Below are 20,985 nucleotides of genomic sequence, written 5' to 3'. Positions count from 1 at the left end.
CGACGAGTCGCGCCGCCGCGCTCAGGTGAGGTACGAGTAGACGCGCTCCACCCAGTCGAAGCGCCGCCACCCGAGCGCGTGCCCGGTCACACAGACGAGGGTCGCGATCGCGATCAGAACGATCGCGATGGCGAACCCACCCCAGAATCCTGCATCTTCGGGCTGGCCGATGAGCGGTGCGACCACGTAGCCGATCCCGCCGGCGACTGCCGCCCACGCGAGGTAGGCGACGCCGAGCGACCACCTGCGTGCGGCGTAGGAGAGGAACCCGACGAACGCGGGCCACGCGTCGGAGCGCGACGACGCACCGTCGTCGGCCTCGTGCCGTCCGGCGTGGGGACGCTCGCTCACCCCGGCATGGTCGCAGGCGGACGACCGGGTCTGCACTGACGGCGGCCAGGACGTCCCGCGCCGGCCCAGGCCGCTGCGGTTCAGGGCAGCGTCGCGGCCTTGAGTGCGTCGAACTCCGTCGGCGGGGTCGCGCCGGCGTCGAGGGGTATCTGCGAGGTGCGGGTGGATGAGCGAGCGGTACGCCCGGGCGCAACCGCCAGGCCGACCTGCGCCGACGGACTCAGGCCGCCCGTCCGACCAGCACGCTCGACGCGGCGGTGCGGAGCACGTCGTGGCTCACGGAGCCCAGCAGCATGCCGCGGAACGCGCCCAGCCCTCGGCACCCGACGACGACCAGGTCGCTGCCGACCGACCGGGCGGCGAGCGCGTGCGCGGGGCTGTCCTCGACCACCTCGACGTCGACCCGCAGGCCGGGGTGCTCCTCCCGGAGCTCCTCCGCCAGCCGGGACGCCGCGTGGTGCGCCGCGCCGGCCTCGTCCGGGGGCAGCGGGACGGGTGCGTCGTGGGTGCCGTACGGGTCGCCCACGGTCGGGCGCGCGTGCACCAGGACGAGCGCGACGTCGCGGGACAGCGCGGCGCGTGCCGCGGTCCGAGCGGCGGCGAGCGAGGCCGCGGACCCGTCGACCCCGACGACCACCGGACCCGCCGGTCCGTCACCGGCGGCGCGGCGGACCACCGCGACCGGGACGGGGGCGTGCGCGGCCACGTGGCCGGCCACGCTGCTCAGCCGGGAGCCGTCGGGCCGGCCGCTGGCCCCGATCACGAGCAGCTGCGCCCCCTCGGCGGCGGCGAGCAGGGCCGGGACCGGCGCGCCCTGGACGGCACGGGTGGCGATCCGCAGCCCGGGGTGAGCCGCCGTCGCACGCGCTCGCTCGGCATCGAGGTACGCCTGCGCGCCGCGGTCCAGGCCCAGGTCGACGAGGGGCGCGTACCACCCCAGGGGCGTGATCTCGTACGGCTCCTGCCACGCGTGGACGAGCAGCACGTCCGCGTCGCGCCGCTCGGCCTCCTCCAGTCCCCACCGCAGCGTGTGCGCGCTGTGCGCCCCACCGTCGAGAGCGATGACCACCGGTCCCTCCGCCACCATGACCCCCTCCTGCTCGAGTGGCCGACCTCGTGTCCTCCTCCAGGTTCCGCCCGTTGCCGCACCGGTCGTCGTGACCTAGGACCTATGGCGACAAACCGGTTGCTCAACGCGCCGGACCATCCCACCCTCGGAGACGTGGACACCGACGCCCGCGCCACGCTGCGCGTCCTGACCCTGAACGTCCTCGCGCCCGCGAACCCCGACTGGGAGGCGCGCGCGGCGCTCCTGCTGCGGACCGTGCCCGCCCTGCGGGTCGACGTCGCGGCGTTCCAGGAGGTGCCGGTCGGCGACGGGGGAGCGTTCCTGCGTGAGCTGGTGGGCCATGACGTCCACGTCGCGGTGCACGACGCCCCGGACGGGCGCGGCGTGGGCGCGGCCCTGGTCGCGCGCTGGCCGTTGCGGGACGTCGAGCAGGTGGACCAGGTCGTCACCAAGCGTCCCGATCTCCTGCCGTGGCTGGGCTCCGTGCTCGCCGACGTGGACACGCCGCTCGGCACGGTGACGTTCGCCCACCACAAGCCGACGTGGGAGCTGGACCGCGAGGGCGAGCGGCTGCAGCAGGCGGTGCGGCTGGTCGACGCGCTGGCCCGCCGTCCCGCAGCGAGCGCGACCGTCGTCCTCGGTGACTTCGACGCGACGCCGGACGCGGCGAGCATGCGGTTCCTGCGCGGGCGCGAGCCGGTGGGCGGCCGCAGCACGTACCACCAGGACTGTTGGGAGACGGTCCACGGCGACGAGCCGGGGCACACGTTCAGCCCTGCGAACCCGCTGGTCGCGGCGGGGCAGGTCGCCACGGCGCTGCCGCGGCGCATCGACCACGTCCTGGTCGCCGGGGGCGCGTTCGGTCCGGCGCTCGACGTGGTCGACTGCCGGCGGGTCCTCGACCGACCGGTGCAGGGGGTATGGGCTAGCGACCACTGCGGTGTGCTGGCCGACCTGGCGCTCCCGGGCCACGCCCCGGGTGCCTGGGCGCCGGGTGCGACGGCGGGCGAGGGCGCCGGGTCCCGGTAGTCCGCGGGTCAGGCTCGTTCCCCGCCACCAGATCGCACTGCGGAAACGGCAAGCCCTCAGGCGCGCTCGCCGGGCACGTCGGTGAAAGACACGCCTCGACGGCGAATCGCGACCCGCTGAGCCATTTCGGCGAAGATGGGGCGTTCCATTTGCGGGTCGACGAGGCGTGCGACCCGATGAAACCCGGCTTGCCGGATCCCGTTCCCGTCGATCACAACGGCGTCCTCGACGAGGTAGGCGAGGACGCGACGCAGATGAGCCTCCCGGGTCTTCAGTCGATGCCCTTCACGCACAGGCGTGGCGCGCAGTCCTGCGCTAGCGATGAAGTCAAGAGGCCCACCCCCCTCACAGCCAGTGGGGTAGCGAAATGGTCACCGTGAAGGCCAACCATGGCGGTCGCGACGGAGACGGGCAGCGTTCTGGCCGGGGGGTTGCGGGTGCCGGAGCTCCCCAGGTCCCGGCAGCGCGCGAGGCCGGCGCCACCCGAGCGATGAGTTCACCCACCGACACCGGTCAGACCTGGTGACCGTCGACGGACGCCGGCCTCCCACCCCGGCACGGACAGCCCCGCGGAGAGATCATGACGACCTTGAACGACGCACCCACCACCTCACGCCCTGGTCGCCCGCCCGTGGTCGACCAGGCGACCTGGCAGGCCGCGCGCGACGAGCTCCTCGTCCGCGAGAAGGCGCACACCCGAGCCGGCGACGCGCTCGCGGCCGACCGCCGACGGCTGCCGATGGTCGAGCTCGACCCGGACCTCGAGCTCGTCGGGCCCGAGGGGCCCGTCCCGTTCCGCGACCTGTTCCAGGGACGCGACGAGCTCGTCGTCTACAAGCACATGTGGCACGACGGCGCGCCGCCCCAGGGGCAGTGCGAGGGCTGCACCGTCACGGCGTGGCAGCAGAAGGACGCCGTCTACCTCAACGCCCGCGGGGTGTCGTTCGCGATCCTGACGACCGGCCCGTGGGACGAGGTCGCCCGGTACGTCGACTTCATGGGCTACACCCAGCCCTGGTACTCCGTGCGCGGCCTCGACGAGCCCGTCGGCGGCGAGATGGGCCACCTCACGTGCTTCCTGCGCGACGGGGACCAGGTCTACCTGACGTACGACACGACGGGTCGCGGCACCGAGGTCGCCGGTCCGTCGTTCGCCCTGCTCGACCTCACGCCCTACGGCCGCGGGGAGGCGTGGCAGGAGAACCCGGACGGCTGGCCCGAGGGCAACGGGCCCTGCTGGTACTGGAGGTCCGACGCCGACGGGAACGCGGGGTGGGGGCCCACGAGCCGGCCCGTGCCGCAGTGGACCCGTCCCGGCGCGACCGCGGTGGACACGCTCGGGCGGCACGGGCACCACCACTGACGTCCGACGGCGGCACGCGGGGGCGCCCCAAGATGCCGAACCCGACGAAGGGGAACAAGGTGGAGGCCCCACCGGACCACAGGAAGAGGCTCGCCATGTACCTGCACGTCCAGCGCCTGATCAACGAGATCGTCCCCGACGAGCCGGACCCGGCCGCCGCCAACGCGCTCCAGGAGGGGCTCGGCGGGCAGTTCGGCGAGATGCGGACGATGATGCAGTACCTGTTCCAGAGCATCAACTTCCGGGGCCCGTCCGGCAAGCCCTACCGCGACCTGCTGCAGGGCATCGGGACGGAGGAGATCAGCCACGTCGAGCTGATCGGGACGACCATCGCCCGGCTCCTGGACGGTTCGCCCCGGTACCAGGGCAAGAAGACCGACCCGCTCGACAAGCCCGGCGCCGACGGGGCCACGCCCCTGGGGATCGCGCTGGACGAGAGCAACATCCACCACTACCTCGTCGCGGCCCAGGGCGCGCTGCCGGTGGACGCGGCCGGCAACCCGTGGAGCGGGTCGTACGTCTACAACTCGGGCAACCTCGTGCTCGACCTGCTCTACAACCTCATGCTCGAGTCGACCGGCCGGCTGCAGAAGTGCCGGATCTACGAGATGACGGACAACAAGACCGCCAGGTCGACGATCTCGTACCTCATCGTCCGGGACCAGGCGCACGAGAACGCCTACGCCCGCGCGTTGGAGACCCTCGGCGTCGACTGGGGCAAGCTCCTGCCCATCCCCAAGACGAACGCGGAGAAGTTCCCCGAGGTCAAGAAGCTCCTGGACCTCGGGCTGCAGAGCAAGCAGTACTCCTTCGACCTCACCGCGGCGTCGGAGGCGGGCAGGATCTTCCAGGGCATGTCGCCGTCGAACGACGGCACCCAGCTCGACGCCAGCGAGCAGGCGCCGGCCGGTGTGCCGCTGACCATCGCCGAGGAGCGCTTCGAGGAGTTCGCGCCCGGCCTGGACCCCGAGCTCCTCGCGCTGATCCAGGCGACGGCCGACATCGAGATGGCCGAGGTCCAGCCGATCTACGGGCCGCTGCCCGCCTAGGGCACCCGGCACGCGGCACCCCCGGGTCGTCGGGTCCCGAGGACCCGGGGGAGCCGGCGACGGGCCCGAGACCGCCTGGCACGTCAGGTGCGGGCGCGTCGTCGCGGTGCTCGGCGGTGCGGCGTGGGGGAGTGGGTGCATGGCTGCGAGCGCGAGACCGTACGCGGACCGGGCCGCGGCGGGGCAGGACCTCGCGGGGCACCTGGCGCACCTCGCGGGCGAGCGCGTCGTCGTGCTCGCGCTGCCCCGCGGCGGGGTCCCGGTCGCCGCGCCCGTCGCGCAGGCGCTCGGTGCGCCGCTCGACGTCGTCGTCGTCCGCAAGCTCGGCCTGCCCGGCCACCCCGAGGTGGCGATGGGTGCGATCGCCGGTATCGGTGACGACGTCGAGCTCGTCCACGAGCACCGGATCGAGGCGCGCGGGCACGTCGGCGCCGAGGAGTTCCGCGCCGTGCACCGTGCCGAGCTCGTCGAGCTGCGGCGTCGGGAGATCGCCTACCGCGGCGGTCGTCGCCCGCCGGGTGTGACCGGGCGGGTGGTCGTCCTCGTCGACGACGGCATCGCCACGGGGGCGACCGTCCGTGCCGCTGTCGCCGCGGTCCGCCGCCACGGCCCGGCGCGCATCGTGGTCGCCGTCCCCGTCGGGCCCGCGCAGGCCGTGGCAGCAGTCGCCCGGACGGCCGACGACGTGGTCTGCGTGCGCCGGCCGCGGCGCTTCCGGGCCGTGGGGCACGAGTACGTGGACTTCGCGGCCCCTTCGGACGACCAGGTGCGCGCGCTGCTCGCCGGCGCCGGGCCGGCGCGTCCCCGGCACGACGGGTGACGGAACCGGAGGCCCGGCGCCGGTACGGGCGCTCGCGGGCGCCCGGCTACGCGTCCGGGGCCGTGCTGGGCGGTCCCGGGGCGGTCGCCACGTCCGCCTCGTCCGCGTCCGGCACGGTGCGCGTGGTCGCCGGCCCGCTGTGGTGGCGCGGCGGTGCGCCGAGGCGGAACGACATGTGCCCGCCCAGGTAGCCGCTGGCCGACACCACGCCTGTCGCGAGCAGGGACGCCACCACGCCGGCCGAGTGCGCTCCGCGGCGCCGCAGGGCCCAGGACCCCGCGTACAGGCCGAGCGCCACGGAGTTGAGGGCGGCGTGCGCGGTCCCGACGCGCTGCGTGCGGCGGCCGGACACGGCCCAGTCGGCCAGCCCGGTGAGGGAGGTCGGCAGGGCGGCCAGGACGCCGAGCCCGAGCAGCCGCTCGGCATGGGGCCGGGCCGAGTCGCCGCCCACGAGGTCCAGCGTGGTGGCGGACATCCACAGACCCAGCGGCAGGTCGGTCATCAGCGGGTGGAGCGCGTGCCCGAGGTCACGGCCGTGCAGCCGTGCGGCGAGCTCGGGTCGACGCTCCAGCGCGGCCGCGACGCGGGGCTGCCAGCGCTCGATGACGGCGTCGAACGCGTCCGAGCTCTCGAGGGAGCGCGCGGCTCGCAGCGCGGGGGAGGTGCGGTCGTCGGCGTGGCTCATCGGGGGGCCTCCGGGTGGGTGACGGGTCTGCTCCGGTGGTCGTCGAGCATCGCACGGGACGCCGCTGGCCGCCCGGGCAGCGGCGCCCCGGTGCGGTCAGGGTCCGGACCGGTCGGAACGGGCGATCCGCCCCAGGTGGCCCCATCGGGAGATAACGGAACCTGGCGCCGAGTGCCCCGACAGACAACGACGACAAACCCGCCCCGACGACGGGGGCGGCCCGACCGGCGGGGGACTCCTGTCCCACCTGGGCCGCGGCGGGGAATGGGAGTGTCGGGACGCTGGACGCCCGCACCCCCGTGGCGTCCGTCACACGGAGGTCAGCGGTGGCAGTCCCGATCAGCACGCGTCCCGAGCCCGATCGCGTCCCCGCCGTCGCGCGGCCCGCCACGAGCCCGCCGCCACGGCCGGCGACCTGGGTGCTCAAGGCGGTGATGGCCGTGACGGGGACGGTCTTCGCGCTCTTCGTCGTGGTGCACCTGGTCGGCAACCTCAAGGTGTTCCTCGGCCCCGCGGACTTCGACGGCTACGCGCACTGGCTGCACGAGGACCTGCTCGCACCGCTCGTGCCGCACGGCTGGTTCATCTGGATCTTCCGTGTGACGCTGCTCGTGTGCCTGGTGGCGCACGTCTGGGCCGCGGTGGTGCTGCGGCACCGGGCCCGCGTCGCACGCGGGCCCCACCGCCGGCAGGGGCTGCGCAGCTTCCGCAGCTTCCAGGCCCGCAGCATGCTCGTCACCGGCACGGCCCTGCTGTTCTTCGTGGTCTTCCACGTCCTCGACCTGACGACCGGCACGCAGCCCGCGGCCACCGCCGAGTTCGCGCGCGGCGAGGCGTACGCCAACCTCGTGCACTCCTTCCAGCGGCCCGTCGTCGCCGCGTTCTACCTGCTCGCGATCGGCACGCTGTTCCTGCATCTCGCCCACGGGCTGTGGAGCGTGGTCAACGACCTCGGCGCCACCGGTCGGCGGCTGCGGGCCACGGGGGCGGCGGTCGCCGGGATCGCGGGCCTGCTGGTGCTCGTGGGCAACATGCTCATCCCGGTCGCCGTGCTGACGGGACTGGTGGCATGAGCCCGCACGACCCGACGATCCACGAGGACGGCACCATGACCCCGACCGCACCGGCCACCGCCGCCCTTGCGCTGCAGCCCGACGACGTCCGCACGGTCGGCGCCCCGCTCGACGGCCACGTCCCCGACGTGCCGGCCGAGCGGGCCTGGGACGACCGGCGCCTGCACTACGACCTGGTCGCGCCGGCGAACCGCCGCAAGTTCACGGTGATCGTCGTCGGGACCGGCCTGGCAGGTTCGGGTGCCGCCGCGGCGCTGGGGGAGCTCGGCTACCAGGTGGAGTGCTTCACGATCCACGACGCCCCGCGGCGCGCGCACTCGGTCGCCGCCCAGGGCGGCATCAACGCCGCGCGGGCCCGCAAGGTCGACAACGACTCCGTCCACCGTTTCGTCAAGGACACCGTCAAGGGCGGCGACTTCCGGGGCCGGGAGGCGGACGCGTACCGCCTCGGCCAGGAGTCCGTGCGGGTCATCGACCACATGAACGCCATCGGTGCACCGTTCGCTCGCGAGTACGGCGGCGAGCTGGCGACCCGCTCCTTCGGCGGTGTGCAGGTGTCGCGGACGTACTACACGCGCGGTCAGACCGGTCAGCAGCTGCAGGTCGCGGGTGCCAACGCGCTCCTGCGTCAGGTGGCCCGGGGGACGGTCACGCTCCACACCCGCCAGGAGATGCTCGACCTGATCGTCGCCGACGGGCGCGCCCAGGGCATCGTCGTCCGGGACCTCGTCACGGGGGAGGTGCGTGCCGTCACCGCGCACGCGGTCGTCCTGGCGACCGGCGGCTACGGCAACATCTACTGCAAGTCGACGCTCGCGAAGAACTCGAACGCGACGGCGGCATGGCGGGCGCACCGACGCGGCGCGCACTTCGCGAACCCGTCGTTCATCCAGTTCCACCCCACGGCGCTGCCCCTCATGAGCGAGTGGCAGTCCAAGACGATCCTCATGTCCGAGTCGCTGCGCAACGACGGCCGCATCTGGGTGCCGCTGCGGGCGGACGACGACCGCGCACCGGCCGACATCCCTGAGGACGAGCGCGACTACTACCTGGAGCGTCGCTACCCGACGTTCGGCAACCTCACGCCCCGCGACGTCGCCTCGCGCGCGGCCCGTGAGCGCATCGACGCCGGCTTCGGCGTCGGGCCGCTGAAGAACGCGGTGTACCTCGACTTCGCGGACGCCGTCGCCCGGCTCGGCCGCGAGACGGTCGTGTCGCGCTACTCGAACCTCTTCCACATGTACGAGCAGGCCACGGGCGACGACCCGCTGACGACCCCGATGCGGATCGCGCCCGGTGCGCACTTCGCGATGGGCGGCCTGTGGTCGGACTACGACCTCATGACCTCGGTGCCCGGGCTGTTCGTCGGGGGAGAGGTCGGGTGGGGCTACCACGGCGCCAACCGCCTGGGAGCCAACTCGTTGCTCTCCGCGTGCGTCGACGGCTGGTTCACGCTGCCGTACGCCGTGCCGAGCTTCCTCGCACCGCTGCTCGGCACCCGGGTGCTCGCGCACGACGACGAGGCGGTGGTCGACGCCCTGGAGGCGGTGCGCGCCCGCACGCAGCGGCTGCTGAAGAACGACGGCACCCAGGGGCCGGACCGGTTCCACCGGCGGCTCGGGGAGATCCTCTACCGCTGCGCGGGCGTGACCCGCACGCCGGAGGGTCTCGCGCAGGGGATCAGCGAGATCCGTGCGCTGCGCGAGGAGTTCTGGCGCGACGTCCGGGTGCTGGGCGAGGGGGCCGCGCTCAACCAGGAGCTGGAGCGCGCCGGGCGTGTCGCCGACTACCTGGAGATGGCCGAGCTGCTGTGCGTCGACGGGCTCGACCGTGACGAGAGCTGCGGCGCGCACTTCCGCGCCGACCACCAGACGCCCGACGGCGAGGCCCTGCGCGACGACGCGGCGTGGTGCCGCGTCTCCGCGTGGGAGTCACCGCCGCCCGGTGCCGACGACGCACGGTTCGTGCGGCACGACGAACCACTCACCTTCCAGGCGGTACCGCTGCAGACGAGGAACTACGCATGAGGCTCACCCTGGACGTGTGGCGGCAGCCCGACGCGTCGTCGCCCGGCGCGTTCGAGACGTACGTCGTCACGGACGCGACGGCGGAGATGACGCTGCTGGAGCTGCTCGACCGGCTCAACGACCAGCTCGTCGCCGAGGGCCGCGAGCCGGTCGCGTTCGAGTCCGACTGCCGCGAGGGCATCTGCGGGTGCTGCGGCGTGAACGTCGACGGCCGGCCCCACGGGCCGCAGGCGAACACCCCGTCGTGCGAGCAGCACGTCCGGTCGTTCGCGGACGGGGACCGCATCGTGCTGGAGCCGCTGCGCTCGGCGGCGTTCCCGGTCCTCAAGGACCTGGTGGTGGACCGCTCGGCGCTCGACCGCGTCATCCAGGCCGGCGGGCACGTGGCGGTCGACGCCGGGACGGCACCGGACGCGGACACCACGCGCGTCGACCACGAGACCGCGGAGATGGCGCTGGACTTCGCGGCGTGCATCGGGTGCGGCGCCTGCGTCGCCGCGTGCCCCAACGGCTCCGCGTCCCTGTTCACGGGCGCCAAGCTCACGCACCTGGCGGCGCTCCCGCAGACGCGCCAGGAGCGCGGGCGGCGGGCGGTGGCGATGGTCGACCAGATGGAGCACGACTTCGGGCCGTGCTCCACGTACGGCGAGTGCGCGGTGGTGTGCCCTGCGGGCATCCCGTTGACCGCGATCGCCGCGGTCGGCAAGGAGCGCATGCGGGCGTTCCTGCGGGGCCGCGCGAGCTGACGCCCACCCGGCGACGCCCCGGGCTCCCGCGGTCGGTGCGTTAGCGTCGCGGCGTGACCACGCGTGACGACGGCACGACACCCCTGGCCGCCGGACGGCCCGGACCGACGGGCGCGTCCGTCGACGTCGACGGACTGCGCCGACGGACCCTCGCGGTCCTCGCGGCGGCGCAGGTGCTCGGGGGACTGGCCGCGGGGTCGGTCGTGTCGGTCGGGTCGCTGCTGGCCGTGGAGCTGTCCGGCGCCCGGGCCTGGGCCGGGTCCGTGACGACCGCCTCGACGCTCGGCGCCGCCCTGGGGTCCCTGGCGCTCGCACGCCTCGCCGTCGCGCACGGCCGCCGGCGCGCGCTGTCCACGGGTCTGGCGCTCGCCACGGCGGGCGCCGCCGGCATCGTGCTCGCCGCCGTGCTCGCGTTCTTCCCCCTCCTGCTCGTCGCCGGCGCCCTGCTGGGCGTCGGGGCATCGGTCGCGCTGCAGTCCCGCTTCGCCGCCACGGACCTGTCGACGCCGGCCACGCGCTCGCGCGACCTGTCGGTGGTCGTCTGGGCGAGCACCGTCGGCGCCGTCGTCGGGCCCAACCTCGTGAAGCTCGACGAGCCGGTGGCGCGGCTCACCGGCCTGCCGGCACTGACCGGCGTCTTCGTGTTCGTGGCCGCCGGTCTGCTCGGCGCGCTCGTGGTGGTCCAGGTGGGGCTGCGGCCGGACCCGCTGGACGTCGCGGGCCGCCTGAGCGGTGCCCCGGGGACGCGGCAGCACGTGCCGCTGCGCCGCGCGGTGGCGACGCTGCGGCGGCACCCTCGTGCAGCCGCGGCCGTGGTCGGCGTGCTGACCGCGCACGGTGTGATGGTCGCCGTGATGTCGGTGACCTCCGTGCACCTGGAGGACCACGGAGGGTCCCTCTCCGCGGTCGGCGTGACGATCAGCCTCCACCTGGGGGCGATGTTCGCCTTCGCCCCGCTCATGGGCCTGCTGGCCGACGCCGTCGGCCCGCGCCCGACGCTCGTCACGGGGCTCGTCGTCCTCGTGCTCGGTGCCGCCGTCTGCGGCGCGGCGGGCGGCGACCACGTCGTCGTGACGGTCGGGCTCGGCCTGGTCGGGCTCGGCTGGTCGGCCGCGACGGTCGCGGGCTCGAGCATCGTCAGCGGTGACGTGCCGCCGCCGGACCGGGTGGCGGTGCAAGGGCTGTCGGACGCGATGATGTCGCTCGCCGGGGCCGGCGGCGGGCTGCTCGCCGGTGTGGGGCTGCAGCTGGCGGGGTACTCCGGCATCGCGGCGACGTCGGCGGTCGTGGGTCTGCTCGGCGCGGCGGCCGTCGTCGTGGTCTCCCGGCGCGGTGGCCGCGAGGCCCCGACGGGCTGAAGACGACGCACGACCGCGGGCGTGAGGACGCCGTGCGCGGTGCAGCGCGCACCGCGCGCGGCACCGCGCGCGCGGCCGCTGCCGGCACGGCGAAAATGGCGCATGACCTCTCCCACGATCACCCTGAACAACGGCGTCGAGATCCCGCAGGTCGGCTTCGGGACCTTCCAGGTGAAGCCCGAGCAGACCCAGCAGACCGTCGAGGACGCGCTGGCGGCGGGGTACCGCCACATCGACACCGCGGCCGGCTACTACAACGAGGCGGGCGTCGGTGCCGCCGTCCGCGCGTGCGGCCTGCCCCGCGACGAGGTGTTCGTCACCACCAAGCTGCGCAACGGCGACCAGGGGTACGAGCAGGCGCTGCGGGCGTTCGAGGACAGCCGCGCGGCGCTCGGTCTCGACGTCGTCGACCTCTACCTCATCCACTGGCCCGTGCCCAGCAAGGACCTCTACGTCGAGACGTGGCGGGCGTTCGAGAAGCTGCTCGCCGACGGCGCGGTCCGGGCGATCGGCGTCTCGAACTTCCTGCCCGACCACCTCGAGCGCCTCGTGCGCGAGACGGACGTGGTCCCCGCCGTGAACCAGGTCGAGGTGCACCCGACCTTCCAGCAGCGCCCCACGCAGGACGCGTCGGCGCAGCACGGCATCGCGGTCGAGGCGTACTCGCCGCTGGGGCAGGGCAAGGACCTGGAGTCCGACGCCGTGACGTCGGTGGCCGAGCGGCTCGGCGTGACGACCGGTCAGGTCGTCCTGCGCTGGCACGTGCAGGCCGGGCGCGTCGTCATCCCCAAGTCCGTCACACCCGAGCGCATCCGCTCGAACCTCGACCTCTTCTCGTTCGAGCTGACCGACGACGACGTCGCCGCGATCGACGCCCTGGAGACGCACACCCGGATCGGGGCCGACCCGGCGACGGCCGCCTTCTCGCAGATGCGGTGACGCGGACGCTCACGCACCGTGCTCGGTGACCATGACCTCGTGCGTCACCAGCACGGTGCACAGCGCCGTGCGGACGACCTCGTTGCTCACCGAGCCCAGGAGCATGCCGGGGAACGCCCCGAGCCCGCGGGACCCGACGACCACGAGCTGGGCGTCGCCCGACGCGGTCACGAGCGCGTGGGCGGGGTCGTCGTCCACGACGACGACCTCCACGTCGACGCCCGGGTGCCGCTCCCGCAGCAGCGCGGCGAGCTCGTCGGCCGCCTGACGGGCGGGACCCGCGTCCGGCGGCTCGGGGGCGGCGAGCCCCGGGCCGTACGGCTCGGCCACGGTGGGACGGACGTGCACCACGGTCAGCTGTGCGCCCCGGGCACGCGCCGCGGCCGCGGCCAGGTGCGCCGCGCCGAGGGACGTCGCCGAGCCGTCGACGCCGACGACCACGCGCGGCGCACCGTCCGTGCCGTCGGGTGCGACCGGAGGCCGGACGACCGCGACGGGGCACTGCGCGTGCGCGGCCACGTGCGCGGCGACCCGCGAGACGCGGCCGCGTCCCCGGCCGCCGGCGCCGACGACGAGCAGCGAGGCGTCCTGCGACTCCGCCCGCAGCTCCGCGGCCGGCACGCCCTGCAGGATGGCCGTCGAGACCCGCAGATCGGGCCGGCGGCCCTGCTCGCGGTCCGCGACCCCGTCGAGGTACCCCTTGGCGGCGACCGCACCCGTCGCGTCGGGCACGGCGACGGCCCAGGCCCACATGGCGGCCTCGCGGGGGAGGTCCACCACGCCCACGAGGCGCACGGGCCGGTCCATGCGCACGGCCTCGGTGATGCCCCACGCGAGGGTGTCCTCGGTGTGCGGCGAGTGCGCCAGCGCGATCACCACAGGTCCGTCGGTCCGCATGTCGCCCCCTCGTGGTGGCGCTCCGCGTCGAGCACCACTTCCCACGCTGCGCCGTCCCGACCGGCCGGTCAAGTGCTGGCGCGGGCGCGCGCGCACCGGCACCTCACACCACGCGGCTGCGCGACGTCTGCACACTGTGGGGATGACCGGACCGTTCGAGGACGTCGTGCGCGAGCACGGCGGCACGGTGCTGCGGGTGTGCCGCGCCGTGCTCGGTGCACCCGACGCCGACGACGCCTGGTCCGAGACGTTCCTCTCGGCGCTGCGGGCCTGGCCCACGCTGCCCGCGGACGTGAACGTCGAGGCGTGGCTCGTGACCGTCGCACGCCGCAAGGTGGTCGACGAGCTGCGCCGGCGCGGTCGGCACGCCCTGCCCGTCGACGACCCCGGCACGGTCCACGGGGCTCCCCTCGTGGGCGCGGCGCCGGGTCCGGGGGAGCGTGACCTCGACCTCTGGCGGGCCGTGGGCGCCCTGCCCGACAAGCAGCGCCGGGCCGTCGTCCTGCACCACCTGGGCGGCCTGCCCTACCCCGAGGTCGCCGCGCTGCTCGGCGGCACGCACGCAGCGGCCAGGCGCGCGGGCGCGGACGGCGTCGCGGCGCTGCGGCTGACGTACGGCCGGACGCACCACGAGGAGGGGACGTCATGACGACCACGCACCGGACAGACGGAGCAGCGGCCGAGCACCTGGGCACCCTGCACGACCGCCTGGTCGCACGCGCCCAGGCCGACGGGCTGCTGGACGTCACCTACCGCGTCGTCGACTCGCCCGTCGGGCGCCTGCTGGTGGCCGCGGGGGAGTCCGGCGTGCTGCGCGTCGCGTTCGAGGTCCAGGGCCACGCCGACGCGCTGGCGGACCTCGCGGCGCGCGTGAGCCCGCGCGTCCTGGAGGGCGGCTCCCGGCTGGACCCGGTGCTGCGCGAGCTCGACGAGTACTTCACGGGCGCGCGTCGCGCGTTCGACGTGCCCGTCGACCTGCGCCTGACCAAGGGCTTCCGTCGTGCGGTCGTCGCGGCGCTGCCGCAGGTCGGCTACGGCGCGACGGCGTCGTACGCGCAGGTCGCGGCGGCGACGGGCCGGCCCACGGCGGTGCGGGCCGTCGGCACGGCGTGCGCCCTCAACCCCGTGCCGGTCCTCGTCCCCTGCCACCGCGTCGTGCGCTCGGACGGGACCCCGGGCCGCTACGCGGGCGGCGAGCACGCCAAGTGCCTGCTGCTCGACCTCGAGCGCACCACCCGACCCCTCGCCACGGGCGCGCGCCAGGCGTAGTTTCTCGTGGCATGTGCAGGAACATCACGACGCTGCGCGGCTTGGAGCCGCACGCCACCGACGACGAGATCGAGGCCGCCGCGCGCCAGTACGTGCGCAAGGTCACCGGGGTCCAGCAGCTGTCCGAGGCGACGCGTGAGCCGTTCGAGCGTGCGGTGGCGCAGATCGCCCACATCACGGCGCACCTGCTGGACGACCTGCCGGAGCGCCGTCGCCCCCCGGCGACGGTCCCGCCCCTGCGCCGTCCCGAGGTGCAGGAACGGATCGCGGCCCGCAGCGCAGGCTGACCTCAGGCCTGCGCGCCCGCCTCCGCAGGGCGAGCCACCAGGCGCGGGATGCCCTCGGGCGCGACGGCGGAGAGCGCGAGGTAGCGCGCCTCGGCGCGGTGCAGCCGGATGTGCTCGTCGAGGGACCAGCCGGGGCCGTTGGTCAGCGTCATGCCGCAGGCGCAGCCGATGGTGACGGCTCCGTCCGGGTCGACGACGACCTGGCCGACGGTGGTGTGGTCCGTGAACGCCCGCACCTTGGCGTGCCGCATGGGCGCGCTGACGGGCAGGGGCAGGTCCTCCGCGGTGGTCGGGTCGGGCGTCGTGTCGTCGTCGTGCACGAGGTCAGTGTCCGCCCGTGAGCGTCCCGTCGTCCACGAGCTGGTGGAGCTCCATCGCGGCGTCCCACTCGGCGCCCCCGAGGCTCGGCATCATCTGGTGCAGGCGCGGGCGCCAGGTCTCCGCGTGCTCCGGGAAGCAGCGGTCGAGCAGGTCGAGCATGGTGGCGACCGCGGTGGACGCACCCGGGGACGCCCCCAGCAGGCCCGCGATCGACCCGTCGGCGGAGGCGACGAGCTCGGTGCCGAACTCCAGGACGCCGCCACCCTTGCCACGCTTGATGACCTGGACGCGCTGACCGGCGGTGACGAGCTCCCAGTCGCGGGGGTGGGCCGAGGGCATGTACGCGCGCAGCGAGCGCAGGCGTGCCGTGTCCGACGCCGTCACCTCGCGCACCAGGTAGGTCAGCAGGTCGACGTTCCGCAGGCCCACGGCCAGCATCGGGACCAGGTTGCCGGGCCGCACCGACCGCAGCAGGTCGGTCCACGACCCGCGCTTGAGGAACTTCATCGACCAGCCGGCGTACGGACCGAACATCAGCGCGCGGCCACCGTCGACGACGCGCGCGTCGAGGTGCGGCACGGACATCGGCGGCGCACCGATCGCGGCCTTGCCGTACACCTTCGCGCGGTGCTGCTCGACGATCTCAGGACGCGTGGTCCGCAGGAACTGGCCGCTGATGGGGAAGCCGGCGTACCCGCGGATCTCCTTGATGCGCGCGCGCTGCAGCAGGTGCAGCGCACCGCCGCCGGCGCCGACGAACACGAAGCGCGCCGTCACGGTGCGCGGGGGGCCGCCGTTCCAGCGCCTGTCGGCCACGGTGACGCGCCACCGGCCGTCGCGCAGCCGCTTGAGGCGCGTGACCTCGCTGCTCGTGTGCAGGCGCGCGCCGCGGGTGGTGGCGTCCGTCAGCATCGCGCGGGTGAGCGAGCCGAAGTCCACGTCGGTGCCCCAGGTGGCGCGCGTGGCGGCGACCGGCTCGTCGTCCGTGCGCTGCGCCATGAGCAGGGGCGCCCACCGCTCGATGACCGCGGGGTCGGTCGTGAACTCCATCTCGGCGAAGAGCGGGTGCGCGCGCAGGGCCTCCCAGCGGCGGCGCAGGAACTCGACGTCGGCCGCACCCCGCACGAACGTCATGTGCGGTGTCGTGGAGACGGCGTCCGCCGCACCGGGCAGACGGCCGGCGGCTGCCAGGTGGTGCCACAGCTCGCGCGAGAGCTCGTACTGCTCGTTGATCCTCACGGCCTTGCTGACGTCGACGGTGCCGTCGGGCCGCTGCGGGGTGTAGTTGAGCTCGCACAGCGCCGCGTGCCCGGTGCCCGCGTTGTTCCACGGGTTCGAGCTCTCGAGGGCGACGGCGTCCAGGCGCTCGTGGATCTCGATGCGCCAGTCCGGCTCGAGGGACCCGAGCAGCGACGCGAGCGTCGCGCTCATGATGCCCCCGCCCACCAGGAGGACGTCGACGTCGGCCGCGGTGTCGTGCGTTCGGGGTGCCACGCGGCGATGCTAGGTCGGGCTCCGGGGCGGTCCCAGCCCAAGTCATGTGATGTTTGTCTCCTGGGACTTTCGTCACATGCGCGCCCGTGACCTGGTCCGATGCACGGTGCGTCGGCAGTGGCTCCCGTCCGGGCCGTCCTGCGCGGGGCCGGTCGCGTGTGTCCACGGCGGCGGGCGACACGCCCTCGCCGCGCGGGCGACACGCGGGTGAGGGGCGTCGAGCGGGTGCGGACGGAGCCCGTCCCGGGGTAGAACCGGTGCATGAGCCCCCACCGTTCGCGCGACCTGACGTCCGACCCCGCGGCGCACCGCCTCGCCGACCAGCCGCTGACCGACGCGGAGCTCGGGACGGCGGACGCCCGCGCGGGCGGTGACGCCGCGCGGGCGCCCCGCTCGCTGCGGGCGTCCGAGCTCGAGCCCGACGACGAGGCCATCGCGTCGAGCGACGAGTGGGACGACCCCGAGCGTCTCTGACACCGAGGCCTCAGGCCGTGAGGCCGGCCGCGCGCGCCTGGCGCAGGAGCTCCTCGCCGTCCGCTCCCAGCAGCACCTCGACGCCCGGGACGTCGTCCGCCCGGTCCTGCTGCTCCTCCTGCTCCGGCGTGGCCGTGGGCAGACCGTGCGAGAGCACGTGCTCGCCCGCGGTCAGCTGGCGGATGAGCACGGCCTCCACGCGGTCGCGGTGCCGCGCGACCGCGCCGGCGTAGATCTGCGGGTCGTGCTGGCCGTCGTCGCCGACGAGGATCCACCGCACCTGGGGCATCTCGGCGAACAGCCGACGCAGCTGCGCCACCTTGTGCCGCTGCCCGCTGCGGAACAGCCCGGTGTTGGTCGGTCCCCAGTCCGTCAGCAGCAGCGGCCCGGCGGGGTAGTCGTGCTGCCGCAGGAACCGCCCGATCGCCGGTGCCGCGTTCCACGCGCCCGTCGACAGGTACACGACGGGGGAGTCGGGCCGCGAGGCCTGCAGCTCGCGGTACAGGCGGGACATGCCCGGCACCGCCTCGCGGGCGCTCTCGTGCCGGACGAAGACGTTCCACGCCGCCACCAGGGGACGCGGCAGGCGCGTGACCATGACCGTGTCGTCGATGTCGCTGACGATGCCGACCGTCGGCTCGGGCCCGACCACGACGATCCGCGCCGTGGTGCGGGCGTCGTCCAGCGACGTCAGCTCGACGTCGTGCCATCCCGGGGGGAGGTCTGCCTCGACCATCGCGTCGACGTAGCCGCCACGATCCGCCGTCAGGCGGTGCGTGGTACCGGCGATCGTCACCTCGACGGTGGCACCCGCGACGGGTGCGGTGAAGAACGACCGCCACCCGCGCACCGGCGGCGCGAGGCGCTCACCCGTCTGGGCTCCGGCGCCCGCGTCGGGCAGGTCACGCTGACGGACGTTCGGGGAGGCCAGCAGCGTGCGCGCCAGGACACGCACGCGACCACCCGACCCGTACCCGGCGTAGCCGATGACCCGCACGGTCCAGCCGCGGCGACGAAGGACGCGCGCCACCGCGGCGTCGAACCGGTCCTCGAGGCGTGCGGCGACGTGCAGCTGCTGCACCGGGCTGCCGTCGGGGTTCTCGATGCGCGGCGACACCCGTCCCGCGCGCAGCCCGTCCTCGTCCGACGCGGACGCGCCGGAGGGCAGGGGGTGCGCGTCGGACGCCGCCGGGCCCTGGGGCGCGGTCACGGGGCCTTGCGCTCGGCGGAGGCGGCGGCCTTCGCCGCGGCCTTCTCCGTGGCGGCACCGGCGGTCGACAGCGCGCCGCCGGACGACTCGAGGTGCGCGCGGACGAACCAGTGGAAGAGCTCGAGCTCCGCCAGGTGTCCGACCAGCAGGTCGTTCGTGACGGTGTCGAGCTCCTCCGTCTCCGCGGCCGCCTTGCGGTGGTCGGTGATGACGCCGACGTAGACCTCGTCCAGCGCCCCGAGGTGCTCCGTGGTCGTGGCGCGCCCGATCGCGTAGTCGTCCCAGGTGCGGGCCGCGACGAGCGCACCCGGCGTGCCGACCGGTGCCGCACCGAGCGTCGCGATGCGCTCGGCGGTGGCGTCGACCATCAGCCGCACCGCGTCGACCTGGGGGTCGAGCATCTCGTGCACGGCGATGAAGTGCGGGCCGACGACGTTCCAGTGGATGTGCTTGAGGGTGAGCGCCAGGTCGTTCAGCGCGTTGAGCCGCTCCTGCAGGATCGCCGCCACCTTCGCGCCGTCCTCCGGGGTGAGCGACGGGACGGTGTACTTCGGCAGATCGCGTGCCATGACCACTCCTTCGCGTGCGTGCCGGGCCCGTCCGGCCCGGGTGGTCCTCCACGCTGCCAGCAGCCGCCGGGGGCCGCCATCCGAGGCGGGCCCGGCCGGTGGGATCGGCGTGCACCACGGGTCAGGAGTCGAAAGGGTCGCCGTCGCGTGCCAGACGGTCCGCCGCCTCGTCGGCCGTCAGCTGCCGCAGACCCGGCCCGATCTCGTCCCAGTGCCGCGGTGCGGCGACGGTCGGACGGTCGCGCCCTCGCAGCGACCAGGGCGTGATCGTCGTCTTCGCGGCGTGGTTCTGCGACCAGTCGACCAGGACCTTGCCGCCCCGCAGGTCCTTGCGCTGCTGGGCGACGACGAGGCGCGGGTGCTCGGCCGCGAGCGCGTGCGCGAGCACGCGCGCGTCCTCGCGGACGGTCGCGGCCGACCGTGGCCGCGGCAGCGGCGCGTACAGCTGCAGGCCCTTCGAGCCGGACGTCACGGGCACGGTGTGCGTCAGGCCGTCGTCGCGCAGGCGCTCGGCCACCAGGTGCGCGACGCGCGCGCACTCGTCCAGGCCCGCGCCGGGGCCGGGGTCGAGGTCCACGACGAGCCGGTCCGCGCCGCGCACGCCACCGCGCGGCCCCACCGTCCACTGCGGCGTGTGCAGCTCGAGTGCCCCCGAGTTCGCCGCCCACATCAGGCCGGCGAGGTCGTCGATGAACGGCAGGTCCAGGACCGTGCCCTCGTCGTCGGAGCCCGGCGACGCGGGCAGCTGCTGGTGCCGCAGCCAGGCCGGAGCACCGCGCGGCGTGTTCTTCTCGAAGAACTTCTCGCCGCCCACGCCCTCGGGCCAGCGGATCCGGGTGACGGGACGGTCGCGCAGCTGGCGCAGGACGGCCGGCTCCACGCGGACGAGGTAGTCCATGACCTCCGCCTTGGTCGTGCCCGTCGCGGGGTACAGGACCTTGTCCAGGTGGGTCAGGCGCACGGGGCGTCCACCGACGTCCACGGTCTGGCGCTCGGGGCTCATCCGGTCCTCTCCTCGTCGTGCGTCACGGCTGCTCCCACGGGTCGGCCGTCGTGTCGGTGCGCACACCGCGGACCACGGGCTGACGCAGCCGCCCGCTCGGCGTCCGCACCAGGTACAGCGTGTCGACCAGGACGACGGGGTCCACCCAGACCGTGCCACGCGCGTCCACGGCGGGCACGTCGTCGACGAACGGGCTGGCCGAGCGCCCGTGCTCCTCGAGGAGGTCGCGCATCGTGCGGGCGGCGGGGCCGCCGAGGCCCGAGCCCGCCCGTCCCAGGTAGCGCAGCCCGCCCGACGCGTCGGGCGCCCCCAGCAGCAGCGCCCCCAGGCGTCCGGTGCCGGTCGACTCCGGGCGCCACCCCCCGACGACCGCGGTGCGGCTGCGGCGGTGGGCCGACTTCACCCAGTCGGCCGAGCGCCGACCCGCCCGGTAGGGGGACTCCCGGCGCTTGGCGACGACCCCCTCCAGCCCGTGGGCCGCGGTCACCTGCCACAGGTCGTCGCCGTCGTCGTACAGCGGCGAGACCTGCACGTGCTCCGGCAGCACGAGCGTGTCGAGGGCGGCGCGGCGCTCCGCGAAGGGGCGACCCGTCAGGTCCTCGCCGTCGAGGCGCAGCACGTCGAACACCAGGTAGGTCACCGGACGGGCCGCGGCCAGCGCGCCGGCGCGGCGCGGGTCCCGGACGTGCATCCGCTCCGCGAGCGCCGCGAACGACGGCTTCCCGGCGTCCAGCAGGACCACCTCGCCGTCCAGGAGCACGTCCCCGAGGGCGGCCAGGCCGTCGAGCTCGGGGTACGCGGGTGTGACGTCCCGCTCGTTGCGGCTCGTCAGTCGCACGCGCCCGCCGTGCACGTCGGCCAGGACCCGGACGCCGTCCCACTTGACCTCGTACACCCATCCGGTCCCGCGCGGCAGCCGACCCGGTGCGGGCGCAGGGGTGGCGAGCATGGG

Annotated in this window: 24 protein-coding genes; 13 read left to right on the top strand and 11 right to left on the bottom strand. The window is 74.8% G+C overall.

The features are described 5' to 3' along the window. Positions 1 to 21 precede the first annotated feature (21 nt). Complete coding sequence (locus NP075_RS10035) at positions 22 to 351, bottom strand: hypothetical protein (protein WP_227563052.1); 330 nt, start codon at positions 349 to 351, stop codon at positions 22 to 24. 220 nt (positions 352 to 571) lie between these two features. Then, positions 572 to 1,438: a universal stress protein gene (locus NP075_RS10030; protein WP_227563051.1), complete on the bottom strand. Its 867-nt coding sequence runs from the start codon at positions 1,436 to 1,438 to the stop codon at positions 572 to 574. A 135-nt stretch (positions 1,439 to 1,573) separates the two neighbouring features. Between NP075_RS10030 and NP075_RS10025 the strand changes: the two genes are divergently transcribed. Further along, on the top strand, positions 1,574 to 2,449 hold the full coding sequence (locus NP075_RS10025) for an endonuclease/exonuclease/phosphatase family protein (protein ID WP_227563050.1): 876 nt from the start codon (positions 1,574 to 1,576) through the stop codon (positions 2,447 to 2,449). A 56-nt stretch (positions 2,450 to 2,505) separates the two neighbouring features. Here NP075_RS10025 and NP075_RS10020 read toward each other — a convergent pair whose 3' ends face one another. After that, complete coding sequence (locus tag NP075_RS10020) at positions 2,506 to 2,664, bottom strand: hypothetical protein (RefSeq protein WP_227563049.1); 159 nt, start codon at positions 2,662 to 2,664, stop codon at positions 2,506 to 2,508. Positions 2,665 to 3,029: 365 nt separating this feature from the next. Here NP075_RS10020 and NP075_RS10015 point away from each other — a divergent pair, with 365 nt between their 5' ends. From NP075_RS10015 to NP075_RS10005, 3 genes are all read left to right on the top strand, one after another. Then, positions 3,030 to 3,812 (top strand): DUF899 family protein, encoded by a 783-nt coding sequence (locus tag NP075_RS10015; protein ID WP_227563048.1) that lies wholly within the window; start codon positions 3,030 to 3,032, stop codon positions 3,810 to 3,812. Between the two features lie 95 nt (positions 3,813 to 3,907). Continuing rightward, positions 3,908 to 4,861, top strand: a complete 954-nt coding sequence (locus NP075_RS10010; RefSeq protein WP_227563047.1) for a manganese catalase family protein — start codon at positions 3,908 to 3,910, stop codon at positions 4,859 to 4,861. A 139-nt stretch (positions 4,862 to 5,000) separates the two neighbouring features. Continuing rightward, complete coding sequence (locus NP075_RS10005) at positions 5,001 to 5,681, top strand: phosphoribosyltransferase (protein WP_227563046.1); 681 nt, start codon at positions 5,001 to 5,003, stop codon at positions 5,679 to 5,681. Between the two features lie 46 nt (positions 5,682 to 5,727). Here the strand turns inward: NP075_RS10005 and NP075_RS10000 are convergent, their stop codons facing one another. Continuing rightward, complete coding sequence (locus NP075_RS10000) at positions 5,728 to 6,366, bottom strand: DUF2231 domain-containing protein (protein WP_227563045.1); 639 nt, start codon at positions 6,364 to 6,366, stop codon at positions 5,728 to 5,730. A gap of 326 nt (positions 6,367 to 6,692) precedes the next feature. Between NP075_RS10000 and NP075_RS09995 the strand changes: the two genes are divergently transcribed. The 5 genes from NP075_RS09995 (at position 6,693) to NP075_RS09975 (ending at position 12,509) form a co-directional block, all read left to right on the top strand. After that, positions 6,693 to 7,439 carry a succinate dehydrogenase cytochrome b subunit gene (locus tag NP075_RS09995; protein WP_227563044.1) on the top strand — a complete coding sequence of 249 codons (747 nt, stop codon included), beginning with the start codon at positions 6,693 to 6,695 and terminating at the stop codon, positions 7,437 to 7,439. 35 nt (positions 7,440 to 7,474) lie between these two features. Continuing rightward, positions 7,475 to 9,466, top strand: a complete 1,992-nt coding sequence (locus tag NP075_RS09990) for a fumarate reductase/succinate dehydrogenase flavoprotein subunit (protein WP_227563225.1) — start codon at positions 7,475 to 7,477, stop codon at positions 9,464 to 9,466. After that, positions 9,463 to 10,212, top strand: a complete 750-nt coding sequence (locus tag NP075_RS09985; protein ID WP_227563043.1) for a succinate dehydrogenase/fumarate reductase iron-sulfur subunit — start codon at positions 9,463 to 9,465, stop codon at positions 10,210 to 10,212. The genes NP075_RS09990 and NP075_RS09985 overlap by 4 nt, the downstream gene beginning before the upstream one ends. Positions 10,213 to 10,265: 53 nt before the next feature. Continuing rightward, positions 10,266 to 11,570, top strand: coding sequence for an MFS transporter (locus NP075_RS09980; RefSeq protein WP_227563042.1), 1,305 nt, complete (start codon positions 10,266 to 10,268; stop codon positions 11,568 to 11,570). A gap of 102 nt (positions 11,571 to 11,672) precedes the next feature. Next, positions 11,673 to 12,509, top strand: a complete 837-nt coding sequence (locus NP075_RS09975) for an aldo/keto reductase (protein ID WP_227563041.1) — start codon at positions 11,673 to 11,675, stop codon at positions 12,507 to 12,509. A gap of 9 nt (positions 12,510 to 12,518) precedes the next feature. Here NP075_RS09975 and NP075_RS09970 read toward each other — a convergent pair whose 3' ends face one another. After that, on the bottom strand, positions 12,519 to 13,406 hold the full coding sequence (locus NP075_RS09970; RefSeq protein ID WP_227563040.1) for a universal stress protein: 888 nt from the start codon (positions 13,404 to 13,406) through the stop codon (positions 12,519 to 12,521). Between the two features lie 142 nt (positions 13,407 to 13,548). On the opposite strand from NP075_RS09970, the gene NP075_RS09965 reads away from it, so the two are divergent. Genes NP075_RS09965 through NP075_RS09955 form a run of 3 tightly spaced genes read left to right on the top strand, consistent with a single transcriptional unit; the run spans position 13,549 to position 14,962 of the window. Next, the gene (locus tag NP075_RS09965) at positions 13,549 to 14,055 is read left to right on the top strand and encodes an RNA polymerase sigma factor (protein ID WP_227563039.1); all 507 of its coding nucleotides are present in this window, start codon (positions 13,549 to 13,551) and stop codon (positions 14,053 to 14,055) included. Continuing rightward, positions 14,052 to 14,675: a methylated-DNA--[protein]-cysteine S-methyltransferase gene (locus tag NP075_RS09960; protein WP_227563038.1), complete on the top strand. Its 624-nt coding sequence runs from the start codon at positions 14,052 to 14,054 to the stop codon at positions 14,673 to 14,675. Before NP075_RS09965 ends, NP075_RS09960 begins: the two co-directional genes overlap by 4 nt. A gap of 11 nt (positions 14,676 to 14,686) precedes the next feature. Further along, the gene (locus NP075_RS09955; protein ID WP_227563037.1) at positions 14,687 to 14,962 is read left to right on the top strand and encodes a DUF2277 domain-containing protein; all 276 of its coding nucleotides are present in this window, start codon (positions 14,687 to 14,689) and stop codon (positions 14,960 to 14,962) included. Positions 14,963 to 14,964: 2 nt separating this feature from the next. On the opposite strand, the gene NP075_RS09950 is transcribed toward NP075_RS09955, so the two are convergent. Together NP075_RS09950 and mqo are read right to left on the bottom strand one after the other, a co-directional pair. Continuing rightward, the gene (locus NP075_RS09950) at positions 14,965 to 15,282 is read right to left on the bottom strand and encodes a hypothetical protein (RefSeq protein ID WP_227563036.1); all 318 of its coding nucleotides are present in this window, start codon (positions 15,280 to 15,282) and stop codon (positions 14,965 to 14,967) included. A 4-nt stretch (positions 15,283 to 15,286) separates the two neighbouring features. Beyond that, positions 15,287 to 16,777 (bottom strand): malate dehydrogenase (quinone), encoded by a 1,491-nt coding sequence (gene mqo, locus NP075_RS09945; RefSeq protein ID WP_227563035.1) that lies wholly within the window; start codon positions 16,775 to 16,777, stop codon positions 15,287 to 15,289. A 261-nt stretch (positions 16,778 to 17,038) separates the two neighbouring features. On the opposite strand from mqo, the gene NP075_RS09940 reads away from it, so the two are divergent. Then, the gene (locus NP075_RS09940) at positions 17,039 to 17,251 is read left to right on the top strand and encodes a hypothetical protein (RefSeq protein ID WP_227563034.1); all 213 of its coding nucleotides are present in this window, start codon (positions 17,039 to 17,041) and stop codon (positions 17,249 to 17,251) included. A gap of 10 nt (positions 17,252 to 17,261) precedes the next feature. Here the strand turns inward: NP075_RS09940 and NP075_RS09935 are convergent, their stop codons facing one another. The 4 genes from NP075_RS09935 to ligD (NP075_RS09920) form a co-directional block, all read right to left on the bottom strand. Then, entirely contained in the window at positions 17,262 to 18,461 is a 1,200-nt protein-coding gene (locus NP075_RS09935) for an App1 family protein phosphatidate phosphatase (protein WP_227563033.1), read from the bottom strand. Further along, positions 18,458 to 19,030: a Dps family protein gene (locus NP075_RS09930; RefSeq protein ID WP_227563032.1), complete on the bottom strand. Its 573-nt coding sequence runs from the start codon at positions 19,028 to 19,030 to the stop codon at positions 18,458 to 18,460. Before NP075_RS09930 ends, NP075_RS09935 begins: the two co-directional genes overlap by 4 nt. A gap of 121 nt (positions 19,031 to 19,151) precedes the next feature. Next, positions 19,152 to 20,033: a non-homologous end-joining DNA ligase gene (gene ligD, locus NP075_RS09925; RefSeq protein ID WP_227563031.1), complete on the bottom strand. Its 882-nt coding sequence runs from the start codon at positions 20,031 to 20,033 to the stop codon at positions 19,152 to 19,154. Between the two features lie 22 nt (positions 20,034 to 20,055). Then, a complete protein-coding gene (ligD, locus tag NP075_RS09920; protein ID WP_255628747.1) occupies positions 20,056 to 20,982 on the bottom strand; it encodes a non-homologous end-joining DNA ligase in 927 nt (308 codons plus the stop codon). Between the last annotated feature and the right edge of the window lie 3 nt (positions 20,983 to 20,985).

This window comes from Cellulomonas wangsupingiae, assembly GCF_024508275.1.
Taxonomy (GTDB): domain Bacteria; phylum Actinomycetota; class Actinomycetes; order Actinomycetales; family Cellulomonadaceae; genus Cellulomonas; species Cellulomonas wangsupingiae.
This window is presented reverse-complemented; position numbering and strand designations above follow the sequence as displayed.